At 69.3% G+C, this 26,410-nt stretch carries 15 protein-coding genes and 3 rRNA genes; 4 read left to right on the forward strand and 14 right to left on the reverse strand.

The features are described 5' to 3' along the window. Positions 1–43 precede the first annotated feature (43 nt). Together ACMXN5_RS07635 and ACMXN5_RS07640 are read right to left on the reverse strand one after the other, a co-directional pair. Positions 44–1,126: an HAD-IIA family hydrolase gene (locus ACMXN5_RS07635; protein WP_439674619.1), complete on the reverse strand. Its 1,083-nt coding sequence runs from the start codon at positions 1,124–1,126 to the stop codon at positions 44–46. Beyond that, positions 1,123–1,623 carry a tetratricopeptide repeat protein gene (locus tag ACMXN5_RS07640; protein WP_439674620.1) on the reverse strand — a complete coding sequence of 167 codons (501 nt, stop codon included), beginning with the start codon at positions 1,621–1,623 and terminating at the stop codon, positions 1,123–1,125. The genes ACMXN5_RS07635 and ACMXN5_RS07640 overlap by 4 nt, the downstream gene beginning before the upstream one ends. Positions 1,624–1,756: 133 nt before the next feature. Between ACMXN5_RS07640 and ACMXN5_RS07645 the strand changes: the two genes are divergently transcribed. Beyond that, entirely contained in the window at positions 1,757–3,016 is a 1,260-nt protein-coding gene (locus ACMXN5_RS07645) for a DUF1015 family protein (RefSeq protein ID WP_439674621.1), read from the forward strand. A gap of 82 nt (positions 3,017–3,098) precedes the next feature. Here ACMXN5_RS07645 and ACMXN5_RS07650 read toward each other — a convergent pair whose 3' ends face one another. From ACMXN5_RS07650 to ACMXN5_RS07675, 6 genes are all read right to left on the reverse strand, one after another. Continuing rightward, on the reverse strand, positions 3,099–3,965 hold the full coding sequence (locus tag ACMXN5_RS07650) for a hypothetical protein (RefSeq protein WP_439674622.1): 867 nt from the start codon (positions 3,963–3,965) through the stop codon (positions 3,099–3,101). A 1,915-nt stretch (positions 3,966–5,880) separates the two neighbouring features. After that, positions 5,881–5,997, reverse strand: a 5S ribosomal RNA gene (rrf, locus tag ACMXN5_RS07655). A gap of 126 nt (positions 5,998–6,123) precedes the next feature. After that, positions 6,124–9,251 (reverse strand): 23S ribosomal RNA (locus tag ACMXN5_RS07660). Between the two features lie 348 nt (positions 9,252–9,599). Next, positions 9,600–11,123, reverse strand: a 16S ribosomal RNA gene (locus tag ACMXN5_RS07665). Together the 16S, 23S and 5S rRNA genes form the textbook arrangement of a ribosomal RNA operon. Before the next feature lie 1,023 nt (positions 11,124–12,146). Further along, positions 12,147–13,424, reverse strand: a complete 1,278-nt coding sequence (gene tyrS / locus ACMXN5_RS07670; protein WP_439674623.1) for a tyrosine--tRNA ligase — start codon at positions 13,422–13,424, stop codon at positions 12,147–12,149. A gap of 95 nt (positions 13,425–13,519) precedes the next feature. Then, the gene (locus tag ACMXN5_RS07675; protein ID WP_439674624.1) at positions 13,520–14,215 is read right to left on the reverse strand and encodes a DNA-3-methyladenine glycosylase; all 696 of its coding nucleotides are present in this window, start codon (positions 14,213–14,215) and stop codon (positions 13,520–13,522) included. A 93-nt stretch (positions 14,216–14,308) separates the two neighbouring features. Between ACMXN5_RS07675 and ACMXN5_RS07680 the strand changes: the two genes are divergently transcribed. Beyond that, on the forward strand, positions 14,309–15,094 hold the full coding sequence (locus tag ACMXN5_RS07680; protein WP_439674625.1) for a sporulation protein: 786 nt from the start codon (positions 14,309–14,311) through the stop codon (positions 15,092–15,094). Between the two features lie 21 nt (positions 15,095–15,115). Here ACMXN5_RS07680 and ACMXN5_RS07685 read toward each other — a convergent pair whose 3' ends face one another. Continuing rightward, positions 15,116–16,921 carry a hypothetical protein gene (locus tag ACMXN5_RS07685; RefSeq protein WP_439674626.1) on the reverse strand — a complete coding sequence of 602 codons (1,806 nt, stop codon included), beginning with the start codon at positions 16,919–16,921 and terminating at the stop codon, positions 15,116–15,118. A gap of 149 nt (positions 16,922–17,070) precedes the next feature. On the opposite strand from ACMXN5_RS07685, the gene ACMXN5_RS07690 reads away from it, so the two are divergent. After that, complete coding sequence (locus ACMXN5_RS07690; protein ID WP_439674627.1) at positions 17,071–17,613, forward strand: YbhB/YbcL family Raf kinase inhibitor-like protein; 543 nt, start codon at positions 17,071–17,073, stop codon at positions 17,611–17,613. Between the two features lie 232 nt (positions 17,614–17,845). Next, positions 17,846–18,373 (forward strand): HNH endonuclease, encoded by a 528-nt coding sequence (locus ACMXN5_RS07695; RefSeq protein WP_126641390.1) that lies wholly within the window; start codon positions 17,846–17,848, stop codon positions 18,371–18,373. A gap of 93 nt (positions 18,374–18,466) precedes the next feature. Here ACMXN5_RS07695 and ACMXN5_RS07700 read toward each other — a convergent pair whose 3' ends face one another. From ACMXN5_RS07700 to ACMXN5_RS07720, 5 genes are all read right to left on the reverse strand, one after another. After that, positions 18,467–20,020 carry a peptidase MA family metallohydrolase gene (locus ACMXN5_RS07700; RefSeq protein ID WP_439674628.1) on the reverse strand — a complete coding sequence of 518 codons (1,554 nt, stop codon included), beginning with the start codon at positions 20,018–20,020 and terminating at the stop codon, positions 18,467–18,469. Position 20,021: 1 nt separating this feature from the next. After that, a complete protein-coding gene (locus ACMXN5_RS07705; protein WP_439674629.1) occupies positions 20,022–21,824 on the reverse strand; it encodes a hypothetical protein in 1,803 nt (600 codons plus the stop codon). 448 nt (positions 21,825–22,272) lie between these two features. Beyond that, positions 22,273–23,709 carry a hypothetical protein gene (locus ACMXN5_RS07710; RefSeq protein ID WP_439674630.1) on the reverse strand — a complete coding sequence of 479 codons (1,437 nt, stop codon included), beginning with the start codon at positions 23,707–23,709 and terminating at the stop codon, positions 22,273–22,275. A gap of 138 nt (positions 23,710–23,847) precedes the next feature. Continuing rightward, positions 23,848–24,741: a metallophosphoesterase family protein gene (locus ACMXN5_RS07715; protein ID WP_439674631.1), complete on the reverse strand. Its 894-nt coding sequence runs from the start codon at positions 24,739–24,741 to the stop codon at positions 23,848–23,850. Positions 24,742–24,841: 100 nt separating this feature from the next. After that, positions 24,842–26,353 carry a cobyric acid synthase gene (locus tag ACMXN5_RS07720; RefSeq protein ID WP_439674632.1) on the reverse strand — a complete coding sequence of 504 codons (1,512 nt, stop codon included), beginning with the start codon at positions 26,351–26,353 and terminating at the stop codon, positions 24,842–24,844. Positions 26,354–26,410 lie beyond the last annotated feature (57 nt).

The raw sequence follows: 26,410 nt of genomic DNA on the forward strand, positions 1-26,410 counted from the left end.
AACCCCGCGCCACCCGGCCGCGCCCGAACCGACCCCCCTCCCGCTACCACCCCAGCCGCTGCACCACCCCGCCCGCGTCGACCCGAGCCGCCGCCTCGGCGTCCTCGGCCCACACGGCCGCACACGCCGCCCGCAACCCGTCGATCCGCGCACCCTCGCCCTCGACCGCCAACGCGCCGTCCACCACCCGCGCCGACCACCCGCCGCACACCCACGCGTCACCGTCCCGCCGCGCCGTCACCGCCGGCTCCAAAAGCGCCCGCAGGTCCTCCGCGACGAACGTCGGCCGCTGCCCCGCACCGGCCGCCAACAACGCCTCGGGCGTGGTCACCCCGGTCAGCACCAGCAGGCTGTCCACGCCGCCGTTGTGCGCGCCCTCGATGTCCGTGTCGAGCCGATCGCCCACCACCAGCGGCCGACGCGCCCCGGTACGCAGGATCGTCTCGCGATGCAGCGGCAGCTCGGGCTTGCCCGCCACCACCGGCTCGACCCCCGTGGCCGCGCGCACCACCCCCACCAGGGCCCCGTTCCCCGGCGCGATCCCGCGCTCCGTCGGAATGGTCAGGTCCGCGTTCGAGGCCACCCAGAACACCCCACGCGCCACCGCATAGGACGCCTCCGCCAACGCCGCCCACCCCACATCCGCGGCAAACCCCTGCACAACCGCCGCAGGCCCGTCCCCAGCGGAACCAGAACCGGAGCCCGAGCCCGAACCGGAGCCCGAATCCGCCGACCGCACCGGCCGCAACCCACGCTCCCGCAGCGCCACCTCCAGACCCTCACCGCCGACCACCAGCACCGACGCCCCCTCGGGCACCCGCTCCGCGACCACCCGCGCCGCGGCCTGCGCCGACGTCACCACGTCCTCCGGCTGCGCCGGAACCCCCAGCTCGACAAGATGTTCCGCCACCGACTTGGGCGTACGCGACGCGTTGTTCGTGACGAACGCCAGCCCCATCCCCCGCTCACGCGCCTCGGCCAACACCTCCACCGCATGCGGCACCGCCCGCGCACCCGTGTACACGACCCCGTCCAGGTCGAGCAGCGCCACGTCGTAGGCCCGCGCCAATTCACCCCCGTCCCCGCCCGAACCGTCCGTCGCCACCGCCGAGGTATGCCCGCTCACGCGTCGCCACTCCTGTCACTCGTCTCGTCACCGTTGCGACCGGACCCGCCGTCCCGGCCGTCCGCACCGATCGTCCCGTACGCCCCCGCCCGCGCCCGCAACGTGGCCCGCGCCTGCACCAGCGCCGTCCGGTAGTGCTTGGTCTCCGGCCGCATCGCCACCGCGAGCGCCAAGTGCTCCACGGCCGTCTCGAAGTCGCCGAGCCGCGAGGCGGACAGGCCCCAGCCGAACTGGGCGTAGTCGTCCGCCGGGTCCGACTCCGCCACCGTCCGAAAGTGCCGCAGCGCCTCATCGTGTCTGCCCGAGTCGAACCAGGCCCGCGCCAGCGCCTCCCGCACACTGCGCGACTCCGGCGCCGCGTCCGCCGCCCGCGCCAGCAACAGCGCGGCGGCGGCCGGATTACCCGACGCGAGCAGCTGCACCCCGCGCCGATACCAGTCGTACACGTCTCCAGTGGGCGCACCGTTCACCCCGTCGGCTCCCTGAGCCATCGCCATGATGCCCTCCCGTACCTCGACCACCCGCCGTCCGCCGAACCGACGCCCCCGAACCCGGGACGTCCGACGATCCGGAGGCCGGCGACATCGGATGTCCTGATCTTGCCCGCCCTCGGGCCCGTAACATTCGGTCATGGATGACGCAGTGCCGAACGGGCTCGATCTGGCCCCCTTCCGCGGGCTCCGCTACGACCCGGACCGCGTGGGGGACGTCGCGTCGGTGACCTCGCCACCGTACGACGTGGTCGAGCCCGGTGGCGTACCCGCGCTGGAGGACGCCGACCCGCACAACATCGTGCGCCTGGTGCTGCCGCGCAGCGCGGTACACGCCGGCACCACGCTGCGCACGTGGCTCGCCGAGGGGGTGCTGCGTCCCGATCCGCTGCCCACGCTCTACGTCTACGAGCAGCGCGACCACAACTCGATCCAACGCGGTCTGATCGGCGCCCTCTCGCTCGACTCCGCGGTACTGCCGCACGAGGACGTGATGCCCGGCCCCGTCGCCGACCGCGCCGCGATCATGACCGAGCTGTCGGCGAACCCCGAGCCGATCCTGCTCGTGTACACGGGCGGCGGACGTGCGTCGGACATCGTCGAACAGACCACCCACCAGCCGCCGCTCGTCGGCCTGCGCACACCCGACGGCATACGGCACCGGCTGTGGGGGGTGACCGATCGCCAGGCGCTCGCCGGGATCCGCGACGACCTGGCGGTCCGCAAGGCGCTGATCGCCGACGGCCACCACCGCTGGGCGGCCTACGCCCGGATGCGCGACCGCGCGCACGCGGACGGCCGCGGCGACGGTCCCTGGGACCGCGGCCTGGTGCTGCTCGTGGACACCGTCCGCCACCCGCTGCGGGTCGGCGCGATCCACCGCGTGCTGCCGAAGCTGCGCCCCGCACAGGCACTGAACGAACTGGCCACCTACGGCGACGCGGGCGCGGGCGCGTTCCTGGCCCGCCCCCTCGACGGCACGCTGCCCGCCGCCCTGTGGGCCCTGGACCAGGCCACCGGCCCGGCCTTCCTGCTCGCCGGCGACCGCCGCTTCCACCTGCTCACCGGCCCCGACCCGGACCTGCTCGACCTGGCCATCCGCGCCGACCGCCCGCGCACCTGGCGCAGCCTGGACGCCACGGTCCTGCACGCCGCCCTGCTCGAACAGGTGTGGCATGTGCCGGACAACTGGGACAACATCACCTACGTCCACGACGCCGCAGCCGCCGTCCGCCAGGCCAACCGCACCGGCGGCACCGCGATCCTGCTGCGCCCCACCGACGAACGAGTCGTCCGGGACCTGGCCGAACAGGACATCCGCATGCCCAGAAAATCCACCTCGTTCGGCCCGAAGCCGGCCACGGGCCTGGTCCTCAGAAGCCTCGACCTGACCGAATGACCACGTAGCCCACAACCCCGAAACACAAAAAGGGCCCGGCACGAATGCCGGGCCCTTCCCTTCACACCTCTTCGACGCTCAGTCAGTCCTTGACGTCGCCGACGACCGAGTCGCCGTCCTCATCCGAGTCGTCGTCATCGTCCGAGTCGATCTCGGCCGCAACCTCGGCCTCGGCCTCGTCCTCCGCGCCACCCTCGAACTCGACCGCCTCCGCAGCCGAGTCCTCGATGTCGACGTCGACCTCGTCCTCGTCGTCGTCCTCCGCGTCGGGGTCGAGCGCATCGGTGAAGTCGAGCCCGTCCAGCTCCGCGACCCGCTCGGCCGCACCGGTCTCGCCCGTCGTGTCCGCCTCGGCGGCCCGCCCGAACCAGTCCCGCGCCTCGTCGTCGCGACCCACGGCCGCCAACGCGTCGGCGTACGCGAACCGCAGTCGCGCCACCCACGGGTTCGTCGACGCCGAGTTCAGCTCCGGCACCTGAAGGGTGACCACGGCCGCGTCGAGCTGGTCCAGATCCCGGCGCGCACCGGCCGCGACGATCCGCAGCTCGATCTGCGCGGCCTTGTCCAGCTCCTTGACCTCGTCCGCCCCGGCCATCTGCAACGCCCGCTCCGGACGGCCCAGGCCACGCTCGCAGTCGGCCATCACGGCCCAGTGCTCGCTCGACCCGGTCATCCGCCGGGCCGCCCGCAGCTCGGACAGCGCCTCGGCGTAGGCCCCGGCCATGTACGCCGCGATCCCGGCCGCCTCACGCACGGCGGCGACACGCGACGCGAGCCGCAGCGCGACCTTCGCGTACTTGTACGCCAGCTCGGGGTCCTCGTCGACCGTACGGCCGATCATCACCAGGTTGCGCGCGACCTCGTCGGCGAGCGTCTTGGGCAGCCCGCGCAGCTCCTGACGCGCCTCCGCACCGAGTTCCTCGGCCTGGACGTCCTCCGGAATGAACATGCGCTCGACCGGCACGTAGCCCGGCTCGTCCCGACGGTCGTACGACGGCCGCGAAGCGCCGCGGTCGTCCCGGTTCCCGTACGACGACCGACCGCCACGATCGCGGTCCCGGTCCCCGAAGGAGGGCCGGCCACCACGGTCGTCCCGACCGAACGAGGGACGCGAGCCCCCACGATCGTCCCGAGCGGGCCGATCCGACCGGAACGGAGCACGCGCCCCACCACGGTCATCGCGGGCAGGCCGGTCCGAGCGCTCGGGGCGGTCCGACCGGAACGGCGGACGGCGGTCCCCACCACGGTCATCACGATTGAACGGCGGACGCGCCCCACCACGATCGTCCCGACCGCCACCGGCCGGACGCCCGGAACCCCGGTCGTCGCGCCGCGGCGCCGGACGACGCTCCTGGAACGGCTGCCGCGCACCGGGTCGACCGTTGTAGGTCGGCCGGCTGCTGGCGCCGTCACGGTGGTCGCGATCCCCGAACTCCCGCTCGTCCCGAGCAGGCCGCTCCGCCCGCTGCGGCGGACGCGACCCACCACGGTCGTCCCGATTGCCATACGACGGCCGGCCGGACCCACGGTCGTCACGCTCGAACGCCGGACGCGACCCACCACGATCGTCCCGCGCAGGCCGGTCGCCACGGTCCGAACGGAACGGCAACCGCCCACCGGGCCCACCACGGTCGTCCCGACCGTAGGAAGGACGCGCCCCACCACGCTCATCGCGGGCAGGCCGGTCCGAGCGCTCGGGCCGGTCCGACCGGAACGGCGGACGACGGTCCCCACCACGCTCATCACGATTGAACGGCGGACGACGATCCCCGCCGCGCTCCTCACGGAACCCGGGCCGATCATCGCGCCCGGCCGGGGGACGACGGTCCCCACCACGGTCGTCACGGTTGAACGGGGGACGCGACCCACCACGGTCGTCCCGATTGCCATACGACGGCCGACCACCACGATCGTCACGGCCGTACGACGGCCGGTCCTCGCGGTTCGGGCGGGCGATCGCGTGGTCGCCGCGAGCCCCGTACGACGTCCGCGACTGCCCACGATCCCGCTCCGGAGCATCCGACCGGAACGGCGGACGCGACCCACCACGATCATCACGACCAGGCCGGTCGGAACGGTCGGAACGGTCGGAACGCTCGGGCCGGTCCGACCGGAACGGCGGCCGACGATCCCCGCCGCGCTCCTCACGGAACCCGGGCCGATCATCGCGCCCCGCCGGGGGACGACGGTCCCCACCACGGTCGTCACGGTTGAACGAGGGACGCGACCCACCACGATCGTCGCGGCCGTACGACGGCCGACCGGAACCACGCTCATCACGGTTGAACGGCGGACGCGACCCACCACGGTCGTCCCGAGCAGGCCGATCCGAACGCTCGGGCCGGTCCGACCGATACGGCGGACGCGCACCGCCACCGGAACGATCGTCCCGGTTGAACGACGGACGCGAGAACCCACCACGATCGTCCCGCCCACCGGACTGCGGACGCCCCGTACCCGCGCCGCGGTTGCCCCCACGGTCGTCACGGTTGAACGAAGAACGCGAACCGCCCCGATCGTCACGACCGCCCTGGCCACGACCACCGGAAGCCGGACGGCCACCACGATCGTCACGGTTGAACGGCCGGCGATCACCGCCGCCACCGCCCCCCGAGTACTGCGATCCACCGGGACGGCGACTCGGCCGTCCTTCGGAGGGGGGATTGGACATGGGATTTGCTCCTCGTGATCGTCGTACGGGTACGCAGTCGCCTGTGGCGCGACCACCATTGTCCCGTATGACGAACGAAGTCGGCGCACCCGACAGTGGCCGTGAACCCCTGTACACAGGGGTCGCCACGATAAATAGAACAGGATAAAAAAATAAGGGGCCCCACCGGGGTGGGGCCCCTTATTCACGTAGATTCCGGCGGCGTCCTACTCTCCCACACCCCTTCGAGTGCAGTACCATCGGCGCTGGAGAGCTTAGCTTCCGGGTTCGGAATGAGACCGGGCGTTTCCTCTCCGCCAAGACCACCGGAAAACCATCGAACCCACAAAACAGGGCTACTCGGTGAACCAGAAATCACATGCGGTGATTCAATTATCAAACAGGTTCCCCGAAACCGATTGCGGTTCGGGAACCACACAGTGGACGCGTAGCAACTGAGGACAAGTCCTCGGCCTATTAGTACCGGTCAGCTCCACCCCTCACAGGGCTTCCACACCCGGCCTATCAACCCGATCGTCTCTCGGGGGCCTTACCCAACCGAAGCTGGTGGGAGTCCTCATCTCGAAGCAAGCTTCCCGCTTAGATGCTTTCAGCGGTTATCCCTCCCGAACGTAGCCAACCAGCCATGCCCTTGGCAGAACAACTGGCACACCAGAGGTTCGTCCGTCCCGGTCCTCTCGTACTAGGGACAGCCCTTCTCAAGACTCCTACGCGCACAGCGGATAGGGACCGAACTGTCTCACGACGTTCTAAACCCAGCTCGCGTACCGCTTTAATGGGCGAACAGCCCAACCCTTGGGACCTACTCCAGCCCCAGGATGCGACGAGCCGACATCGAGGTGCCAAACCATCCCGTCGATATGGACTCTTGGGGAAGATCAGCCTGTTATCCCCGGGGTACCTTTTATCCGTTGAGCGACGGCGCTTCCACAAGCCACCGCCGGATCACTAGTCCCTGCTTTCGCACCTGCTCGACCCGTCGGTCTCACAGTCAAGCTCCCTTGTGCACTTACACTCGACACCTGATTGCCAACCAGGATGAGGGAACCTTTGGGCGCCTCCGTTACCCTTTAGGAGGCAACCGCCCCAGTTAAACTACCCATCAGACACTGTCCCTGATCCGGATCACGGACCCAGGTTAGACATCCAGCACGACCAGAGTGGTATTTCAACGACGACTCCACCATGACTGGCGTCACGGCTTCACAGTCTCCCACCTATCCTACACAAGCCGAACCGAACACCAATATCAAACTATAGTAAAGGTCCCGGGGTCTTTCCGTCCTGCTGCGCGAAACGAGCATCTTTACTCGTAGTGCAATTTCACCGGGCCTGTGGTTGAGACAGTCGAGAAGTCGTTACGCCATTCGTGCAGGTCGGAACTTACCCGACAAGGAATTTCGCTACCTTAGGATGGTTATAGTTACCACCGCCGTTTACTGGCGCTTAAGTTCTCAGCCTCGCCCCGAAGAGCTAACCGGTCCCCTTAACGTTCCAGCACCGGGCAGGCGTCAGTCCGTATACATCGTCTTACGACTTCGCACGGACCTGTGTTTTTAGTAAACAGTCGCTTCTCGCTGGTCTCTGCGGCCACCACCAGCTCACCCTGCAAGAGGGATCACCAACAATGGCCCCCCTTCTCCCGAAGTTACGGGGGCATTTTGCCGAGTTCCTTAACCACAGTTCACCCGAACGCCTTGGTATTCTCTACCTGACCACCTGAGTCGGTTTGGGGTACGGGCCGCCACGACACTCGCTAGAGGCTTTTCTCGGCAGCATAGGATCATCCACTTCCCCACAATCGGGTCGGCATCAGGTCTCAGGCTGTATGAGAGACGGATTTGCCTATCTCTCGCCCTACACCCTTACCCCGGGACTACCACCGCCCGGGCTGGACTACCTTCCTGCGTCACCCCATCGCTCACCTACTACCCGATTGGTTCGGCGGCTCCACCCATCCGATCACCCGAAGGATCCCGGCGGCTTCACGGCCTTAACATCACGAGGTTCAGCGCTGGCGCATCGTAGCGGGTACGGGAATATCAACCCGTTGTCCATCGACTACGCCTGTCGGCCTCGCCTTAGGTCCCGACTTACCCTGGGCGGATTAGCCTGCCCCAGGAACCCTTGGTCATCCGGCGCACACGTTTCCCACGTGTGATTCGCTACTCATGCCTGCATTCTCACTCGTGCAGCGTCCACCACTGGTTTCCACCGCGACTTCACTCGCTGCACGACGCTCCCCTACCCATCCGTACACCTGAACCACGAAGGCTTGGCTAACATACGAATGACACGACTTCGGCGGTGCGCTTGAGCCCCGCTACATTATCGGCGCGGAATCACTTGACCAGTGAGCTATTACGCACTCTTTCAAGGGTGGCTGCTTCTAAGCCAACCTCCTGGTTGTCTCTGCGACTCCACATCCTTTCCCACTTAGCGCACGCTTGGGGGCCTTAGTCGGTGCTCTGGGCTGTTTCCCTCTCGACCACGGAGCTTATCCCCCGCAGTCTCACTGCCGCGCTCTCACTTACCGGCATTCGGAGTTTGGCTTATCTCAGTAACCTGGTGAGGCCCATCAACAATCCAGTGCTCTACCTCCGGCAAGAAACACACGACGCTGCACCTAAATGCATTTCGGGGAGAACCAGCTATCACGGAGTTTGATTGGCCTTTCACCCCTAACCACAGGTCATCCCCCAGGTTTTCAACCCTGGTGGGTTCGGGCCTCCACACGGTCTTACCCGCGCTTCACCCTGCCCATGGCTAGATCACTCCGCTTCGGGTCTTGGGCGCGCGACTCAATCGCCCTGTTCGGACTCGCTTTCGCTACGGCTACCCCACACGGGTTAACCTCGCCACACACCGCAAACTCGCAGGCTCATTCTTCAAAAGGCACGCAGTCACGGCCACCACACGACAAGCGCGGATGACGACGCTCCCACGGCTTGTAGGCACACGGTTTCAGGTACTATTTCACTCCCCTCCCGGGGTACTTTTCACCTTTCCCTCACGGTACTAGTCCGCTATCGGTCACCAGGGAATATTTAGGCTTGGCGGGTGGTCCCGCCGGATTCACACGGGATTTCTCGGGCCCCGTGCTACTTGGGAAATGCGCAAGCAAGCCGTACATGTTTCGTCTACGGGGGTCTTACCCTCTACGCCGGACCTTTCGCATGTCCTTCGACTACACATACGGTTTCTGACTCGCCGACCGGCCGGCAGACCGATCAAGCACACTCCCACGACCCCGATCACGCAACCCCTGCCGGGTATCACACGTGACCGGTTTAGCCTCATCCGATTTCGCTCGCCACTACTCTCGGAATCACGGTTGTTTTCTCTTCCTGCGGGTACTGAGATGTTTCACTTCCCCGCGTTCCCTCCACACACCCTATATATTCAGGTGCGGGTGACAGCCCATGACGACTGCCGGGTTTCCCCATTCGGACACCCCCGGATCACAGCTCGGTTGACAGCTCCCCGGGGCCTATCGCGGCCTCCCACGTCCTTCATCGGTTCCTGGTACCTAGGCATCCACCGTGCGCCCTTAACAACTTGGCCACAGATGCTCGCGTCCACTGTGCAGTTCTCAAACAACAACCGATTCCCACGGACCTGAAGATCGACGCCTACCAGCCATGAAGACCGGCGGTTCGAGGACCGTCCGAGGATCGGAACCTTCCCGAGACAACAGACCAGCCCCACCAGCCACGACTGGCTAGTAGGGCCGGGCCCGTTCCCTCAGGACCCAACAACGTGCCCGAACCGATCTCCTCCACGACCACGCTTTCCACGCTCTTGCGAGCAGTACTTGCGATCCCGTGTCGAATCACGATCCGAATAGTCAACGTTCCACCCATGAGCAACCCCTTCGATACATGCGACCGAAGCGGGCTATGTGCTCCTTAGAAAGGAGGTGATCCAGCCGCACCTTCCGGTACGGCTACCTTGTTACGACTTCGTCCCAATCGCTGGTCCCACCTTCGACGGCTCCCCCTCTTGCGAGTTGGGCCACCGGCTTCGGGTGTTACCGACTTTCGTGACGTGACGGGCGGTGTGTACAAGGCCCGGGAACGTATTCACCGCAGCAATGCTGATCTGCGATTACTAGAGACTCCGACTTCACGGGGTCGAGTTGCAGACCCCGATCCGAACTGAGACCGGCTTTTTGAGATTCGCTCCACCTTGCGGTATCGCAGCTCATTGTACCGGCCATTGTAGCACGTGTGCAGCCCAAGACATAAGGGGCATGATGACTTGACGTCGTCCCCACCTTCCTCCGAGTTGACCCCGGCAGTCTCCTGTGAGTCCCCATCACCCCGAAAGGCATGCTGGCAACACAGAACGAGGGTTGCGCTCGTTGCGGGACTTAACCCAACATCTCACGACACGAGCTGACGACAGCCATGCACCACCTGTACACCGACCAAAAGGGGCACCTGTCTCCAGATGTTTCCGGTGTATGTCAAGCCTTGGTAAGGTTCTTCGCGTTGCGTCGAATTAAGCCACATGCTCCGCCTCTTGTGCGGGCCCCCGTCAATTCCTTTGAGTTTTAGCCTTGCGGCCGTACTCCCCAGGCGGGGAACTTAATGCGTTAGCTGCGGCACGGACGACGTGGAATGTCGCCCACACCTAGTTCCCAACGTTTACGGCGTGGACTACCAGGGTATCTAATCCTGTTCGCTCCCCACGCTTTCGCTCCTCAGCGTCAGTATCGGCCCAGAGACCCGCCTTCGCCACCGGTGTTCCTCCTGATATCTGCGCATTTCACCGCTACACCAGGAATTCCAGTCTCCCCTGCCGAACTCTAGCCTGCCCGTATCGAATGCAGGCTCGGGGTTAAGCCCCGAGTTTTCACATCCGACGCGACAGGCCGCCTACGAGCTCTTTACGCCCAATAATTCCGGACAACGCTCGCACCCTACGTATTACCGCGGCTGCTGGCACGTAGTTAGCCGGTGCTTCTTCTGCAGGTACCGTCACTTTCGCTTCTTCCCTGCTGAAAGAGGTTTACAACCCGAAGGCCGTCATCCCTCACGCGGCGTCGCTGCGTCAGGCTTTCGCCCATTGCGCAATATTCCCCACTGCTGCCTCCCGTAGGAGTCTGGGCCGTGTCTCAGTCCCAGTGTGGCCGGTCGCCCTCTCAGGCCGGCTACCCGTCGTCGCCTTGGTAGGCCACTACCCCACCAACAAGCTGATAGGCCGCGGGCCCATCCTGCACCGCCGGAACTTTCAACCCCCCACCATGCGGTGGAAGATATTATCCGGTATTAGCTCCGGTTTCCCGAAGTTATCCCAGAGTGCAGGGCAGGTTGCCCACGTGTTACTCACCCGTTCGCCACTCATCCACCCCGAAGGGCTTCAGCGTTCGACTTGCATGTGTTAAGCACGCCGCCAGCGTTCGTCCTGAGCCAGGATCAAACTCTCCATTGATGTTCACCGGTAATCCGGTGGAACACAATAAGTGAGCGGCGACTCTCCCGGAGGAATGATCCGGGTATGTCGCCCGCGTCCTTGCTGTGACCTGGGCCCACTGACAGGACCCAGGATTTTCTTCAAAGGAACCACCAACACTGACCGCGACTCCCCGAATGGAGAGACGTTCAGCGCCGGGGGTGTTTCTTTGGCGTTGACTTTTGGCACGCTGTTGAGTTCTCAAGGAACGGACGCTTCCTTCGGTGCGGAATCAACCGCGCCCTCCGGGCGTTTGACGTTCAGTTTATGTTGCTTTTGTGCTTCCTGTGTTTCGCTTTCGCGTCTCCAGCTTAGCACACCGTTTCGGCCGCTTCACTTTCCTCGCTTTCGGCGTCCGGCGCGTTCCCGCGCTTTCCGCCTTTCAGACTCTAGCAGATCTTCCGACCCGCTTTTCGTCCGTTTCCGCTGCCTTCCGCTTTCGAAACTTTCGTTTCTTTGCTTCCGGCCCGGTGAGCCTAGCAGACCCGTTTTCCCGCCTCCACCGACCCCGCTTGATCAATCCTGCGGTGCCGGCGGCTTGCGAGCCGCGCGTCCTGCTCCGGATCTCTCCGGTGCTCGATGCCTCAACCGTAGCAGGTTTCGGCGGTATTTCCGAACCACATTCACGGAATGTGATTCCCAGTAATAAATGGCAGCACAAATAAAACCCCCGGAATTTGGATGATCAAATTCCGCGTGCTTCATGAGACTGTCTCGATCACTGGTTCTACTGGTTCACACCCATGGAGACACCACAGGCACGGCGCAGCCGAAGGCTGTCCGTGGCCGGATCTATCGTTGGGGTATGAGTCGCGGTGGGATCGGCCATCGCGCCGGTGTTGAGGGCGCGCCTGTCCGGATCTCCCAGAGTTGCGACTCGTACGAGTTTAAACCACCCTCTTGGACGGGTCAAGCCGATCCCCTATACCCAGTGGAACGGGTCGGGAACCGGCTTGACGCGTCTTCCGCGCGAACAGCTGGTGAACCATCAACTGCCGTGTGTCAGGCGGTGATCTCCGCCGCCGCGAGGTTGCGCTTGCCGCGGCGCAGCAGGGCCCAGCGGCCATGCAGCAGGTCGGCCGCGCCGATCACCGCGTCCTCGTCGGCCACCTTCACGTTGTTGAGGTAGGCGCCGCCCTCCTTGATGGTGCGCCGTGCTCCGCCCTTGCTCGGGGCGAGGCCGGTGGCCACCAGGGCGTCCACCACGGTCGGGCCCTCCGAGAGCCGTGCGCCGGGGAGTTCCGCCACGGCCGAGCGCAGCGTGGGCTCGTCGAGCGCGGTCAGGTCGCCTTGGCCGAACAGCGCCTTGCTCGCCTCGACGACCGCGGCGCACTGTTCGACGCCGTGTACCAGCGTGGTCAACTCCTCGGCGAGGGCGCGCTGGCCGATGCGGGCGGCGGGGCGTTCCTCGCTGTCCCGCTCCAGGGCCTCGATCTCCTCGCGCGAGCGGAAGCTGAACGTACGCAGGTAGCGCGAGACGTCGCGGTCGTCCGCGCCGAGCCAGAACTGGTAGAAGGCGTACGGCGTGGTCAGCTCGGGGTCGAGCCAGACCGTGCCGCCCTCGGTCTTGCCGAACTTGGTGCCGTCGGCCTTGGTCAGCAGGTTGGTGGTCAGCGCGTGTGCCTGGCCGTGCGGTTCGTTGGCGGTGATCCGGCGGATCAGGTCCAGGCCGGCGGTGATGTTGCCCCACTGGTCGCTGCCGCCGATCTGCAGCGTGCAGCCGTGCCGTCGGTACAGCTCGACGAAGTCGTAGGACTGGAGCAGCACGTAGCTGAACTCGGTGTAGCTCATCCCCTCGCCGGCGAGCCGGGACTTCACCGTCTCGCGGGCGAGCATCTGGTTGACGCTGAAGTGCTTGCCGACGTCGCGCAGGTACTCGACGATGCTCAGCCGCGAGATCCAGTCGTGGTTGTTCGCCATCACCGCGGTGTTCGGCTCGCCGCCCTCGAAGTCGAGGAACGCGGAGAGCTGGCCGCGGATCCGGTCGGTCCAGCCCGCGACGGTGGTGACCTCGTTCATCGCGCGCTCGGCCGACGGCTTCGGGTCGCCGATCAGGCCGGTGGCGCCGCCGACCAGGGCGATCGGGCGGTGCCCGAAGAGCTGGAGCCGGCGCAGCGTGAGCACCTGGGTGAGGTGGCCGACGTGCAGGCTGGCCGCGGTCGGGTCGAACCCGCAATAGGCCGTGACGGGACCGTCCGCGAACGCCTTCTTGAGCGCGTCCTCGTCGGTGGTCTGGGCCAGCAGGCCCCGCCACCGCAGCTCGTCGACGATGTCCGTCACAGTGCCTGGTCTCCTCGGTAGGTTCGACAGGTGGGGTGGTGCGGGTCGGTGGTACGACCGGTGGTGCAAGGGTGCCCGACGCTCGGCCCTCGACGCTAACCGCTTTGCACCGGGGCGCCGGCGGCGGGTGGCTCGGCCGGCTTCGTGGTGCGCTTGCGGGGCTGGTGGGCCCGGTAGGGGCTGACCGTCGGGTCGCCGGCGATGTGGAAGCGCCAGGGCTGGGTCGCTCCGCCGCCGCCGACGCCGGTGCGCGGGCCGGTGCGGATCGCGGTGCGCGGGGGCGGGGTGCCGTACAGGACGCGGATCGGGCCGGCCGGGTCGCAGACGTCGACGCCGTCCTGGGCGCGGTCGAGGGCCAGCGCCGTGGCCAGGCGGGCCGGGCCGCCGGCAAGGTCGGTGTCCTTGCGGGAGGTCGGGCGGCGGGCGCGGGCCAGCGCGAGGCCGGTGGTGATCTCGCCGGCGCGCAGCAGTACCCCGGAGGCGCGGTCGGGTGGGCCGCAGACCAGGTTCGCGCAGTAGTGCATGCCGTAGGTGAAGTACACGTACAGGTGTCCCGGCGGGCCGAACATCGTCGCGTTGCGGGCGGTTCGGCCGCGGAAGGCGTGGGAGCCGGGGTCGTTGGCGCCGTCGTACGCCTCGACCTCGGTCAGCCGCAGTTCGACCGGGCCCGCCTCGGTCTCGTGGACCACGGTGCGGCCGAGCAGGTCGGCGGCGACGGCGAGGACCGGGCGGTCGAAGAACGAGCGGGGCAGCGGAGCGGTGGGGCCCGCGCCGGCGGTGGGAGCACGCATGGGGAGCCAGCTTACGGCCGGTCGTGCGTGATGGAATGGCCCGGCGTAACGATTCCGCATGGCGGATGCCGTGCGGGAAGGGGAGGAGACCTCGTGGTTTTCAAGAAGCTGATGGCGAGCATGGGCGCGGGCGGTGCCTCGGTGGAGACCGAGTTGCACGCGGCCGAGACCACGCCCGGCGGTGTGGTCGAGGGTCGGATCCGGATCCAGGGCGGCAAGGTCGACCAGGAGATCGAGGGGCTGTTCGTCGGCTTCCAGGCCGTGGTCGAGGTGGAGACCCAGGACGGCGAGCAGCGGCGCAACGTGGAGTTCGGTCGGCAGCAGGTCGGCGGCGCGTTCACGCTGCGCGAGGGTGCCACGCACGACCTGGACTTCCGGCTGCCGGTGCCGTGGGAGGCGCCGCTGACCACGTTCCGGGGCGTGCCCCTACGCGGTACCACGGTCGGGGTGCGCACCGAGCTGGCCATCGACCGCGCGATCGACAAGGGCGACCTGGACCCGGTCGCGGTCGGCGCGTTTCCGGCGCAGGCGTTGATCCTGGACGCGTTCGGGAACCTGGGCTTCCACTTCCGGGCCGCGGACCTCGAACTGGGGCACATCCGGGGCACGGATCAGCGGCTGCCGTTCTATCAGGAGATCGAGTTCACCCCGCCGCAGGCGTACGCGCGCGGGATCAACGAGGTGGAGCTGACCTTCGTGTCCGGTGAGCACCGGACCGAAGTGATCCTGGAGATCGACAAGAAGGGCGGCGCGTTCTCCGGTGGGAGCGACGCGATCCGGCGCTTCACCGTCGAGCACGCGGGCGCGCACCAGACCGATTGGAACGCCTACCTGCACGGCTGGTTCCAGGAACTGGGGCAGCAGCGGGGCTGGTTCTAGGCGTCGCGGGGCCGGTCCGGGTCAGGCGTCCAGGAGGGCGTGTACCCGGGCCGCCCAGTCCGCCTCGAACTCCGCTCGGGCCAGGCCGGTGGCCCGGTCGAGCGCGGCGTCCACGGCCGCGGGGGCCGGGTCGGCGTAGACGGCGGTGACGAAGCCGTACACGGCCTGGGTGCCGCCGATTTCCTCGATCCGGCGGATGGCCAGGTGCGCCAGCTCGTACGCGGCGGCGTTGCCGACGGTGTCGGCCTGGTAGAGCTCGTTGTCCGTGGGCAGCTTGCCGGTGAAGCGGTTGCCGGCGATGTAGGTCCTGGCCTCGTACAGCTCGTCGGTGCCGAGCGGGGTGTGTCCGCGCAGGGACAGCCAGTCGGCGAAGCCCTCGACGACCCAGACGGGTTGGTCCTGGTTCGGTACCTCGTTGCGCAGCGGGGTGACCAGGGCGTGGGCCATCTCGTGCCGCAGCAGTTCGCCGAGTCGGCGCGGGTTGGTGGAGGTGAACCAGCCCGAGGTGGTGTCCAGGACTATCCGCGAGCCGCCGAAGTGGCCCTTGCCGTCCGGGCCGATGGTGCGCAGGGCGTAGGTGAGGCCGGATTCCTCGCCGTGGTCGCCGGTGCGGCCGCCGTAGAGCCGATAGAACGTGTCGCGGTCGGCGACCGGGACGATCACGAACCCGGGGGCGGTGCCGGGCGGCCCGCCGTCGGACCACGTGTCGATGTCGGCGCGCGCCGCCGCCTCGGCGGCGTCGGCGAGGCGGTCGGCGCCCCGGGCGGTGGCCGGGTCGGCGAGCACGACCACGTGTTCGCGGCGAACCACGGTCAGGTCGGCGTGGTCCCAGGGGGCGGGGTAGTCGCGGGCGTAGGCGTAGCCGGCCCCGTCGTAGGGGGTGCCGTCCACGCCCGTGATCCGCAGCGGCGCGCCGGGGGCGTCCCGGACGATGGTCCAGCGGTAGCCCTCGCCGACAGTGGCGGTGTCGGCGTGGGAGATGCGGTGGTCGAAGGAGACGTCCACGTAGGCGGTGATCCGGTCGTCGGCCGCGGGCATGGTCTGCACGGTCTCGACGCGGTATGCGAGCCGGTCGAAGGTCACTCGGGCCAGGTTGCGGAACAGCCGCTGTTGGCCGCCGACCAGGTCGGGGACGTCCGGGTCGAGGTCGACGGTGAACGCGGCTTCGTCCCGGGCCAGGATCGCCGCGGTGCGCCGGTCGGCGATGGCCTGGATGTCCGCCGTGGCGATGGTCGGCCCGTGCGCGGGGGCCATCGGCGTGGCGGTGCCGGGACGCGGGGCGCCGAGCGCGCCGTCGGCGTCGTGGGGCCTGGCGCTGCCCGGTCCGCTGAGGGTGACGCCGAAGGCGATCAGCGCGGCGAGGGCCAGCGCGAGCGCGAGCAGGGGGGCGGCGAGGCGACGGGCGACGGAGCGGGGACGGACGGGGGCCGGATGCGCGGGGTGGAGCGGCGCGGAGCTCGGGGGTTCGGTGGCGGCGGGTACGGCGGAGGCCGACTCGGGGGCGTCGGGCGCGGCGGCGGGAGGGCCGGCGGGCGAGTGTGTCTCGACCGGGGACCCCGTGCTCGATATTCGGCTGCCGGGTATCGCGGCGAAGGCGGCGCTCGCGTCGTCCTCCGCGGTGACACCGTCCGTGGGCGCGCCGCCTTCGGCGGGATCGTCCGTGCTCGGATGATCCGCGCGCACGCCTTGCGCCGTCCTGTCCCCCGGCTCCGCGGGAATGGCCGGCTCGGCGCCCGCGGCCGGCCCTGCCCCGACGGGCGGGTCGGTGGGTGTGGCGGATGAGGCGTCGTCGGTGGCGTTGCCGCTTTCGTGCGTCGGCTCGGTCACGCCGGATGCCCTCCCCCCTCTTGGCCCCCTGTTGGCGCGAGGATACCTACGCGATCTTCGCCGGTTTCGCGGACGGTGAGAATAGGCTCGTCCGAACGAGGCGTTCGGCAGCCGGCCGGGCGCCGGTGTCCACGATTTCGGAGTCTCGCGTGTCCGAGTCCACCAAGCCCCCGCTGCCGTACGAGTACCTGCCCGCGAAGCCCACCTTCACGCTCACGAGTGCGGATCTGACGGACGGCGGGGTCCTGCCGACCGCACAGGTCAGCGGCGTCATGGGCGCGGGCGGCGAAGACCTCTCGCCGCAGTTGTCCTGGTCCGGCTTCCCGGCGGGCACCAAGAGCTTCGCCGTGACCTGCTTCGATCCGGACGCGCCCACCCACAGCGGGTTCTGGCACTGGGTCGTGGTCGACGTCCCGGCGACGGTGACCGAACTGGCGAGCGGCGCGGGCGCGAGCGACGGCAAGTCGCTGCCGGCCGGCGCGTTCCACGTGCGCAACGACACCGGTGGTCCGGGCTTCGTGGGCGCGGCGCCGCCGGAGGGCCACTATCCGCACCGGTACGTCTTCACGGTGCACGCGCTGGATGTGGCCGAGTTGGGCGTGGACGAGACGGCGACGCCGGCGTTCGTGGGCTTCAACCTGTTCGCGCACACCCTCGCGCGCGCCGTGCTGGTGTCCACGTACGCCCGCTGAGCCGCGTCCGACCGCGCGAAAGCGGAATCTCGTCCGGTAATTGCGTTGTCCCGATGATCGCCCGAACGGCACAGTGGTCGAGTTGTCCGTACTGACGGTTCGTCGAGTCGAAGGGTGCGCATGAGCGTCGCAGCACCGCCCCAAAGCTGAGCGCGTGATCGCGCCCGGTCGGTTCGGTGCGCGTTCGAATGTGCTCGCTCGTCCCCTCGTCGACCAGGTGAGGGGAGGTCGCATGCGGGAGACGTTGGTGCTGAACGCGACGTATCAGCCGCTGGCGACGGTGTCGTTCAAGCGCGCGCTCGTGTTGGTGTTGCAGGAGAAGGCGGTCGTCGAGCATGTCGATCCCGGCCGGGTGGTACGGGCCGCGACCGTGGAGATCCCGCTGCCCCGGGTGATCAGGTTGCTCAAGTTCGTCCGGGTGCCGTTCCGACAACAGGCCGCGTGGTCGCGCCGGGGTGTGTTGCTTCGGGACAACCGGCGCTGCGCGTACTGCGGTGGGCGCGCGACCACGGTGGACCACGTGCTGCCGCGTTCTCGCGGTGGGGCCGACTCGTGGCTGAATACCGTCGCCGCGTGCGGGAGCGACAACCAGCGCAAGGCGGCGCGGACGCCGGCGGAGGCGGGGATGCGGCTGTTGTTCCAGCCGTACGAGCCGTCGGCGACCCGGGCCCTGGTGCTCGCGTTCGGCGTGGCGAGCGTCGAGGGCGCGCAGTGGCTGGCCGAGCCGGTCCGGCCGCCGGCGCTGGCGATGGGGGCCTGATCGGGCGCGCGGGTCGGGACGAGTGTGCGGAAGCCGTCGGGGGTTGGCCCCCGACGGCTTCCGGCGTTCGGGCCCGGCCCGCGCCGCGGCGCGTCAGACCGTTTTGCGGACCCAGGCCGCCCAGTCGGCGCGCAGGCGGTCCGGGGACAGGCCGAAGCTCGCGGTCAGTGTCTCGTCGATGTCGGCGTGGCGGCCGGTCAGGGCGTCGGTGAAGAAGGCGCAGACGCGCTCCGCGCCGTACGTCCGGGCCAGGTATCGCACCATCAGGTGGGCCAGGTTGTAGGCGTTCTCGACCCGGTCCTCGTCGGCGGTGTCGAAGTCCTCGTCGGCGGGCGGCGCGCCGGTGAATCGGCCCCGGTCGATCATCGTGCGGATGTTCATGGTGATCTCGCGCGCGAGCGGCCGGTCGGCCTCGGCCTGCCAGTCGGCGAAGCCCTCGGCCAGCCAGGTGGGCATGGTGCCGGCGACGCCCGGCCGGGCCAGCGGGGCGATCAGGGCGTGGGTCATCTCGTGCCGCAGCAGGATCGGCGCGAACGTCGCGTCGCCGGCGAGTTGTTCGTCGTCCACGACCATGCGGACCCCGCCGACGAATCGGTCGGTGCCGGGCATGGACAGCGCGTATCCCGCCGCCCAGTCGCGGATCTCGCTGCTGCTGTACAGCTTGCCGAAGGAGGTTCGGGACGAGGTCAGGACGAGGGCGAAGCCGGGCGAGGTGCCGGCGCCGCCCTTCCAGGCGCCGAGCGTGTACACGGCGGCCTGCTCGGCCAGGTCCGCGTTCCGGCGCAGCGAGCTCGCGTTCTGCTTCGGGCCCATCACCACGACGTGTGGGCGGCGTTCGACCTGGAGGTCCCACAGGTCCCAGGCGGCCGGGTAGCCGGCGAATCCGCCTTTGGCGTCCGCGTCGGCGGCGCCGTCCAGGCCGATCAGCGTGCAGCGGTCGGTGGGGTCGGCGCAGCGGACCTTCCAGGTGTAGGTCTCCGGGACGCGGGCCACGTCGACGCCGGTGATCGTGTGCTCGAAGACCACGTTCAGGCTGATCGTCACCGGCCAGGCGGCGGGGGTACCGGCCCGGCTCGGGGCGGAGCCGTCGGCGGTGACCACCTTCTTGTCGCCGCCGCGGGCGACCCAGCGGGCGGCGTCGAACGGGATCTTGCGCAGGTTGCCGAAGAGCCGCCGCTGGCCGTCGACGAGGGCCCGGTCCTGCTGGTCGACGGGGGCGAGGAAGGCCGCCTCGTCGCCTTGTTCGAAGGCGGCCGTGCGGGTGTCGGCGAGTGCCTGGACGCGGAAGAACACGCGGGTGTCGATCCGGTCCGAGGGCCAGGTGCCCTCCTCCGTCGGGGCGCCGGGGCCGGGGCCGCGCGCGGAGTCGGCCCCCGCGGGGCGCGCCGGGGGCGGGGCGTGGGTCGGGTCTTCGGCGTCGAGCAGGCGGTCGGCGCTGTCCAGGCCCGCGGGGCGGCCGGCGACCGCCGTCGTGCCGATCAGGAAGGCCAGGGAGAGCAGCGCGCCGAGCAGGGCGACGCAGATCGCCCACGGTCGGGAGCGGCGGGGTTCGACGGCGTTCGGCCACGGGCCGTGCGGGCCGTACGGGTCGTGGGGCGCCTGGGGGGCCTGGGCGTCCTGGGGCTCCGGGAAGTCCTGGGGGTGCACGTCAGTTGCCCACCTTGGCCTTGACGTACTTGGCCCAGTTGCTCTCGAAGGTGTCCCGGTCCAGGCCGGTGGCCTCCTTGAGCGCGGCGTCGATCGCGGCCGGGGACGGGTCCTTGTACACCGCGACGACGAAGTCGTCGGCCTTGGCGACGCCGTACTTCTCCGCCATGTAGCGGATCGTCAGCATGCTGTAGTGGTAGCTGACCGTCGAGGTCTTGGCGTCGGGCGAGTTGACGTCGGCGTCGGTGGGCAGTTTGCCGGTGAACTTGCCCGCGCGGACCTGCTCGCGCGCGGTCGGCTGGAACCATTCGGACAGCGAGAGGTCGGTCCAGGCGAGGTATTCGGCGAAGCCCTCCGAGACCCACAGCGGCGGGCCCTCGCCGCCGCGCTCGAACTCGGCGACCATCGCGTGACCGAGTTCGTGCCGGATCAGGTGCGTCTGCTGCTCGCCGTCGTTCTTGGCGAACATCTCGTCCGAGCCGTCGAGGGTGATTCGGCTGCCGGCCATCGGTTGGTCGCGGCCCATCGTGGGGCGCGCGGGCGGCATGGTGCGGCACACGCCGGTGACGTTGGGCAGGTCGTTGCCGGACAGTGCGCGGATGAAGGTCTCGTGGTCGGGCGTGACGTAGATGACGTAGCGCTGCGGCGTGATCGCCGGGCCCTTCCACACCGCCAGGTTCTTCTTCAGCGCGCTCTCGGCCCGGTCGGCCCAGGCGGCGGCCTTGGTCTTGTTCTTGGCCGGGACGGCGAGCAGGACGTGCGGGCGTTCGATCACCGCGAGTTCGTCCTCGTCCCAGGGGGCGGGGAAGGCGTTGCCGCCGCCGCGGGTCGAGCCGCCGACGATCTTGGTGATCAGCAGCGGGGCGCCGACGGACGCGCGCGAGACGGTCCAGGTGTAGCGCTCGGCGATCGGCTCGCTGTCGACACCGGTGATCTGGTGGGCGAAGACGACGTTCACGTCGCGGGTGAGCGGGCCGGCGTCGTTCGCGGGCTCGACGGTCGCGGTGGACGGCCGGAACTCGACGCTGGTGAACGGGAACAGCCGCAGGTTCGCGAACAACCGGCGCTGGGCGGTGGCGAGTTCGGGGGCGGCCGGGTCGATTCCGGCGACGAAGCCGTCCACGTTCCCCGACTTCAGGGCCTGGGTACGGCTGTCGGCCAGGCCGGCCAGGTCCGCGGCGGCGATCCGGGTGACCTGGGGCTTGTCCCCGGCCTTGGCCGAGCCGCCGACGGTCTCGTCCTCGGCCGACGACGCGGCGGTCGGGGTGGTGGTGGGGTCGAACACGCCGCCGACGGCGAGAGAGCCGAGCAGGGCGAGGATCGCGAGCACTCCCCCGGCGGCGGCCAGCAGGTGCCGGCGAGCGTTGCGCCGCTGCTGGTCGGGGGCGGGAACGAAGGGGAGCGGCCCGTAGGGCCCGAAGGGCGCCGGGAAGGGGGGCGCCTCGGGGGTGGGCGGTATCGCTCCCGAGTTGTTGCCGGTGACGGCGTCGGGGTCGAGGGACGGGGGGCCGGCGGATATCGCAACGCCGCCGGCGGGTGCCGGCGCGGTCGCCTGCGGGGCCGGCTCGACCGAGGTGACGGGCGCCGAGCGCGAACCCTCCGCGTCATCGGGCACCGGCACCGCGTCTTCGGCCGGCCGCCCGGCTATCTCCTCGACGGTCGCGGGCGCGGGTCCGTCGGCGGATATGGGCGCAAGCACGCCCGCGGGCGCGGTCGCCGGCGCGGCTACGGACTCGCCGGCGTGTGCGGGTGCGCCTGCGGGTGCGGAGGTGGTCGTGATCGGATCCGGGTCGGGCGAAGTCACGGGTACCGGAGGCGTACCGGCCGCGCTGTCGGGTGCCGGAGCCGCGTTTTCGGGCGTCCGCCCGATGGTTGCCTCCGCGACGGGCGCGGGCACCGGTGCGGTCGCCGGTGTGCCCGTGGATGCGGGCGCCGGTGCGTGGGGGGGTATGGGTGGGTTTTCCTCCGTCGGGCCGTCCGTGTTTTCCCGTGCGTCCTCGTTCGTGCCCATGTCCCACCCCGTGCACGGCTGTTCGTAGTCTGCTGTCGTGGTGCCGCTCGGCGGGTGTGTCACGCCGTCGGCGGTGTTGGGCATGTCGGACATGCCAGTCCTCCCCTGGACCGCCGGTCCGGTGATTCCGCCCCCGGCCCCGAATCGGCGATCCGATCATGTGTTCGCCGAGGTTATCCACGTCCCCGGACAGCCTCGGCAGTGGGGCCCGGGTACGGTCACGCGCGGTAGCCGCCGCGGGTCAACCGCCGATCTCGGCCCGTACGTAGTCTGCCCATCCGGCCTCGAACGCATCACGCTCCAGCCCGCTCGCCGCCTTGATCGCCGCGTCGAGCGAGGCGGGATTCGCGTACATCGCGACCACGAACTCGTCCGCCTTGGCCGCACCGTACTTCTCGGCGAGGTAACGGATCGTCAGCATGCTGACGTGGAAGCCCGCTCCGGCGCCCTGATCACCCTTCATCATCGGCAACAGGTCGGTGTCGAGGGGGAGTTTGCCGTTGAACCGCCCGGCCCGCAGCTCGGCCCGGGCCGCGTCCCGGTAGCTGTTGTCGCCGGCGAGGTAGTAGGCGAAGCCCTCGGAGACCCAGCGGGAACGGCCGCCGCCGCCGATCAACGACGATTGCGCGAACTGCCCCACCATGGCCTCGGCCAGTTCCCGGCGGAGAAGGCCGATCCCCGTGTCCGGGTTTGTCGAGGACACGAACGCGGTATCGGTGCCGTCGAAGGTGACCCTGGCGCCGACGGGCGGCAAACTTCCGCCGCCGGGCCGGGCGGGCGTGACGAGTTCGCACAAGCCCGCCTTGTCGCCGAGCACCCGGCGGACCGTCTCCCGCTTCGTCGGTACGAAGACCGCGAAGCGCCGAGGGGTGATCGCCGGCCCGTGCCACGCCTCGGCGTTGCGCTTCGCGGCGAGTTCGGCGCGATCGGCCCACGCCGCGGCCCGGTCCCGGTCCGTCGCGGCGACGGCGAGCAGGATGTGTTCGCGTTCGACCACGGCGAGTTCGTCGCCGTCCCACGCGGCCGGATATGTGACCGGCCGGGTCGGAGCCGACGTCGGGTTGCTTCCGACGATCTTGGTGATCTGTACGGGTGCATCGATCGAGGCCCGGCTCAGCGTCCAGGTGTAGGTCTCGGCGACCGGCTCGCTGTCGATTCCGTCGAGTTGGTGGGAGAACACGATCACCATGTCGTACGAGTACGCGCCCGCGTCCTCCGCCCGCACCGCGTCCAGACCCGTCGGCGGCAGGAACTCGGCTCTGGCGAACGGGAACAGCCGCAGGTTCGCCAACAACCGGTGCTGTGCGGCCATGAGTTCCGCGTTGGCCGGGTCGATTCCGGTTACGAACGCGATCGCGTCGCCGTCCCGCAGCGCCCTGGTGCGGGCGTCGGTGAGGGCCTTGACGTCGGCGTGGGTGATGCGGGTGACGGTGGAGGGCGGTTCCGGGGTTCCGGAGGTCGCCGGCGGCGGGGTGCCCTCGGCGGGGCGTTCCCGCGCGGTCGGGGCGGTGGAGTCGCCGTCGCCGTCGAAGGCGCCGCCGATCGTCAGGGCGCCGACCACGAGGGCTGCCGTAACGATTCCGCCGACCACCAGGAGCGGGGTGCGGCGACGCCGGGGCGCGGCCTCGGTGGGCGCGTCGGCGGTGGGGGTGTCGGACACGTGGTCCCTCTCGTGCATCACCCGTCCGGAGGCCGCCCGCATCGGCCCGCGTCGGACCGGCTCGATTCGGCTCGGTGATTCGATCGTGTGTGCGCGCCGAGGCTATCCACCCTCCCCCGCTTCGTCGAGGCGAATACGCTTCGCGCCGGCGGCTCGTCAGGAGCCGGTGGCCGCCTCCACCGCGCCGGGATCGGCGTCGGCCGCCGAGGTCGACGCGGCCGGGTCGAGGAGCAGCCACGAATCGGCGACCCGGTAGCCGGGGACGTCGTAGGACGCCATCGGGTCGGCGGCCAGACCCTCGACGCGCGTCACCGAGCCGTCGGGGTGGGCCAGTTCCTCCGTGTAGCGGAAGTGCAGGTGGCCGTGCGCGGCGACGGCGGGCCGGTAGGCGTCCACCAGGCGCTGGATCCGGGCCTGGTTCGGCAGGCAGCGCGGTTCGCCCTTGCGGTTGAACTCGGGTGCGGCCCGCAGCGGTTTGTCGTGGGTGAGCAGGACGTCCACCGGCGAGGGGTCGGTCAGGATCGTGTCCACGTCGGCGTCCGTACCCTCCTCCTCCGGGAACCACAGGCTGCCGGCGTAGGTCGGCACCTCGGCGGGCGGGCGACCCGCGCCGACCCGAGAGCCCTCCTTGCGCAGCGCCTTCTCGTACCGCCGCCGCTCCTCGGCCAACCGCCGCTCCCGATCCAGCGACAACGCGCCACCGAAGGCGAGGAAGTTCGTCCCCCGCCAGGACCACCGGTGCCCGCGCGGCGCGTAGCGCACCCGGGGCCGCACGATCACGAACCCCTGCTCGTCCCGGTCGTCGCCGTAGGACTCCATCAGCAGCGAGGACTTGTCGTGGTTTCCGTCCAGGAAGTACACGTCGACGCCCCGCGAGCGGGCCGAACGATTGACCGCGTCCAGATACCGGACGCCGGACGGCTCGTGCTCCCAGTAGCCGAAGTCGCCGAGCTGGAACACCGCGTCCACGTCGAGTTCGGCGGCGACATCGAGCACACGACGCACGTGCCCGGTGTTCCCGTGTGTGTCCCCGGCCAACAAAACCCGCATCACGACCCCCCGACCTCTCCGCCGACCCCCGAACCCATCATCGACGATCGACCGAAGTCCCGTCCGGGGTATTTCCCCACGGTCGGCGGATGCCGCGCGCTCAGGCCCCCGGGGGAACGAACGGCAGCCCCGGGGTGGGGCCTCGGGTGATCAGGTGGTCGACCGCGGCGTTGTCGAGGTGGTCGGCGATCAGGTCGCCCAGGGCGTCGAGGCGGGATTGGCGGGCGGCTTCGAAGGAGGTGTTCGGGGAGACGGTGAAGCGGCGGCCGCAGGACGCGGCGGTTCGGGACAGGAACGTACGGCGGAAGTCGTCGTTCTCCAGGGCGCCGTGCCACAAGGTGCCGGTGATCGCGCCGACTCGGCAGCCGTCCAGGGCGCCGCCGTCGGCGTCGGTGAACAGCGGCTCGCCGGCCTCGACGTCGACCACGCCGTGGTGGATCTCGTACGCGGTCACCGGCGACCCGTCGGCGTAACCACGCGGTCGGGCCAGGGTCTTGTCGGCGGCGAAACGTACCCGGACCGGCAGCAGGCCCAGGCCCGGCACCGTCCCCGCGCGGCTCTCCACGTCGTCGTCGATCTCGCGCCCGAGCATCTGGTAGCCGCCGCAGATGCCCAGGATCGGCCGCCCCTCGGCGGCCCGCCGGGCCAGCGCGGTGTCGAGGCCGCGTTCGCGCAGCCAACCGAGGTCGGCGACGGTCGCCCGGGTGCCGGGCAGCACCACCAGGTCGGCGTCGGCGATCTCGCCGGGCGTACTCACGAAGCGCACCACCACGCCGGGCTCGACGGACAGCGCGTCGATGTCGGTGAAGTTGCTGATCCGGGGCAGGCGCACCACCGCGACGCGCAGGACGTCCGCGCCGAGCGGCGGTTCGGCCGTACCCCGGTCGGCGTCCAGGGCGAGCGAGTCCTCGACGTCCAGCCACAGGCCGCCGAGGAAGGGCAGCACGCCCATGACCGGACGTCCGGTGAGTTCGCGCATCCGGGTCAGCGCCGGATCCAGCAGGCGCGCGTCGCCGCGAAACTTGTTGATCACGAACCCGCAGACCAGTTCCTGGTCTGCGCGGGAGAGCAGGGCGAGGGTGCCGAAGAAGGACGCGAAGATCCCGCCGCGATCGATGTCGCCGACCACGAGCACGGGCAACCCGGCGGCCCGGGCCAGCCCCATGTTGGTGATGTCGCGATCGCGCAGGTTGATCTCGGTGGGGCTGCCCGCGCCCTCGCACACCACGACGTCGTAGCGCGCCCGCAGGTCGGCCAGCGAGTCCAGTACCGCCTCGAACAGACGCGGCTTCAGATCACGGTAGTTCAGCGCCCCGACCTCGGCGATCGGCTTGCCGAGGAGCACCACCTGACTGCTCATCATGCCACCGGGTTTGAGCAGTACCGGATTCATCACCGCCTCCGGCTCGATCCGCGCCGCCGCCGCCTGCATCGCCTGGGCGCGGCCGATCTCCGCCCCGTCGGCGGTGACCATCGAGTTGAGCGACATGTTCTGCGCCTTGAACGGCGCGACCTTGACCCCCTCGCGGGCCAACCGCCGGCACAGCCCGGCCACCACGACGCTCTTCCCGGCATCGGAGGTGGTCCCGGCCACCAAAAGCGCACCGTTCACCGCTCCTCCTCCCGAACACGGCGTCCACGACGCCCGGTTGCCATCCGCTCACGAACC

This window comes from Embleya australiensis (genome assembly GCF_051903075.1).
Lineage (GTDB): Bacteria > Actinomycetota > Actinomycetes > Streptomycetales > Streptomycetaceae > Embleya.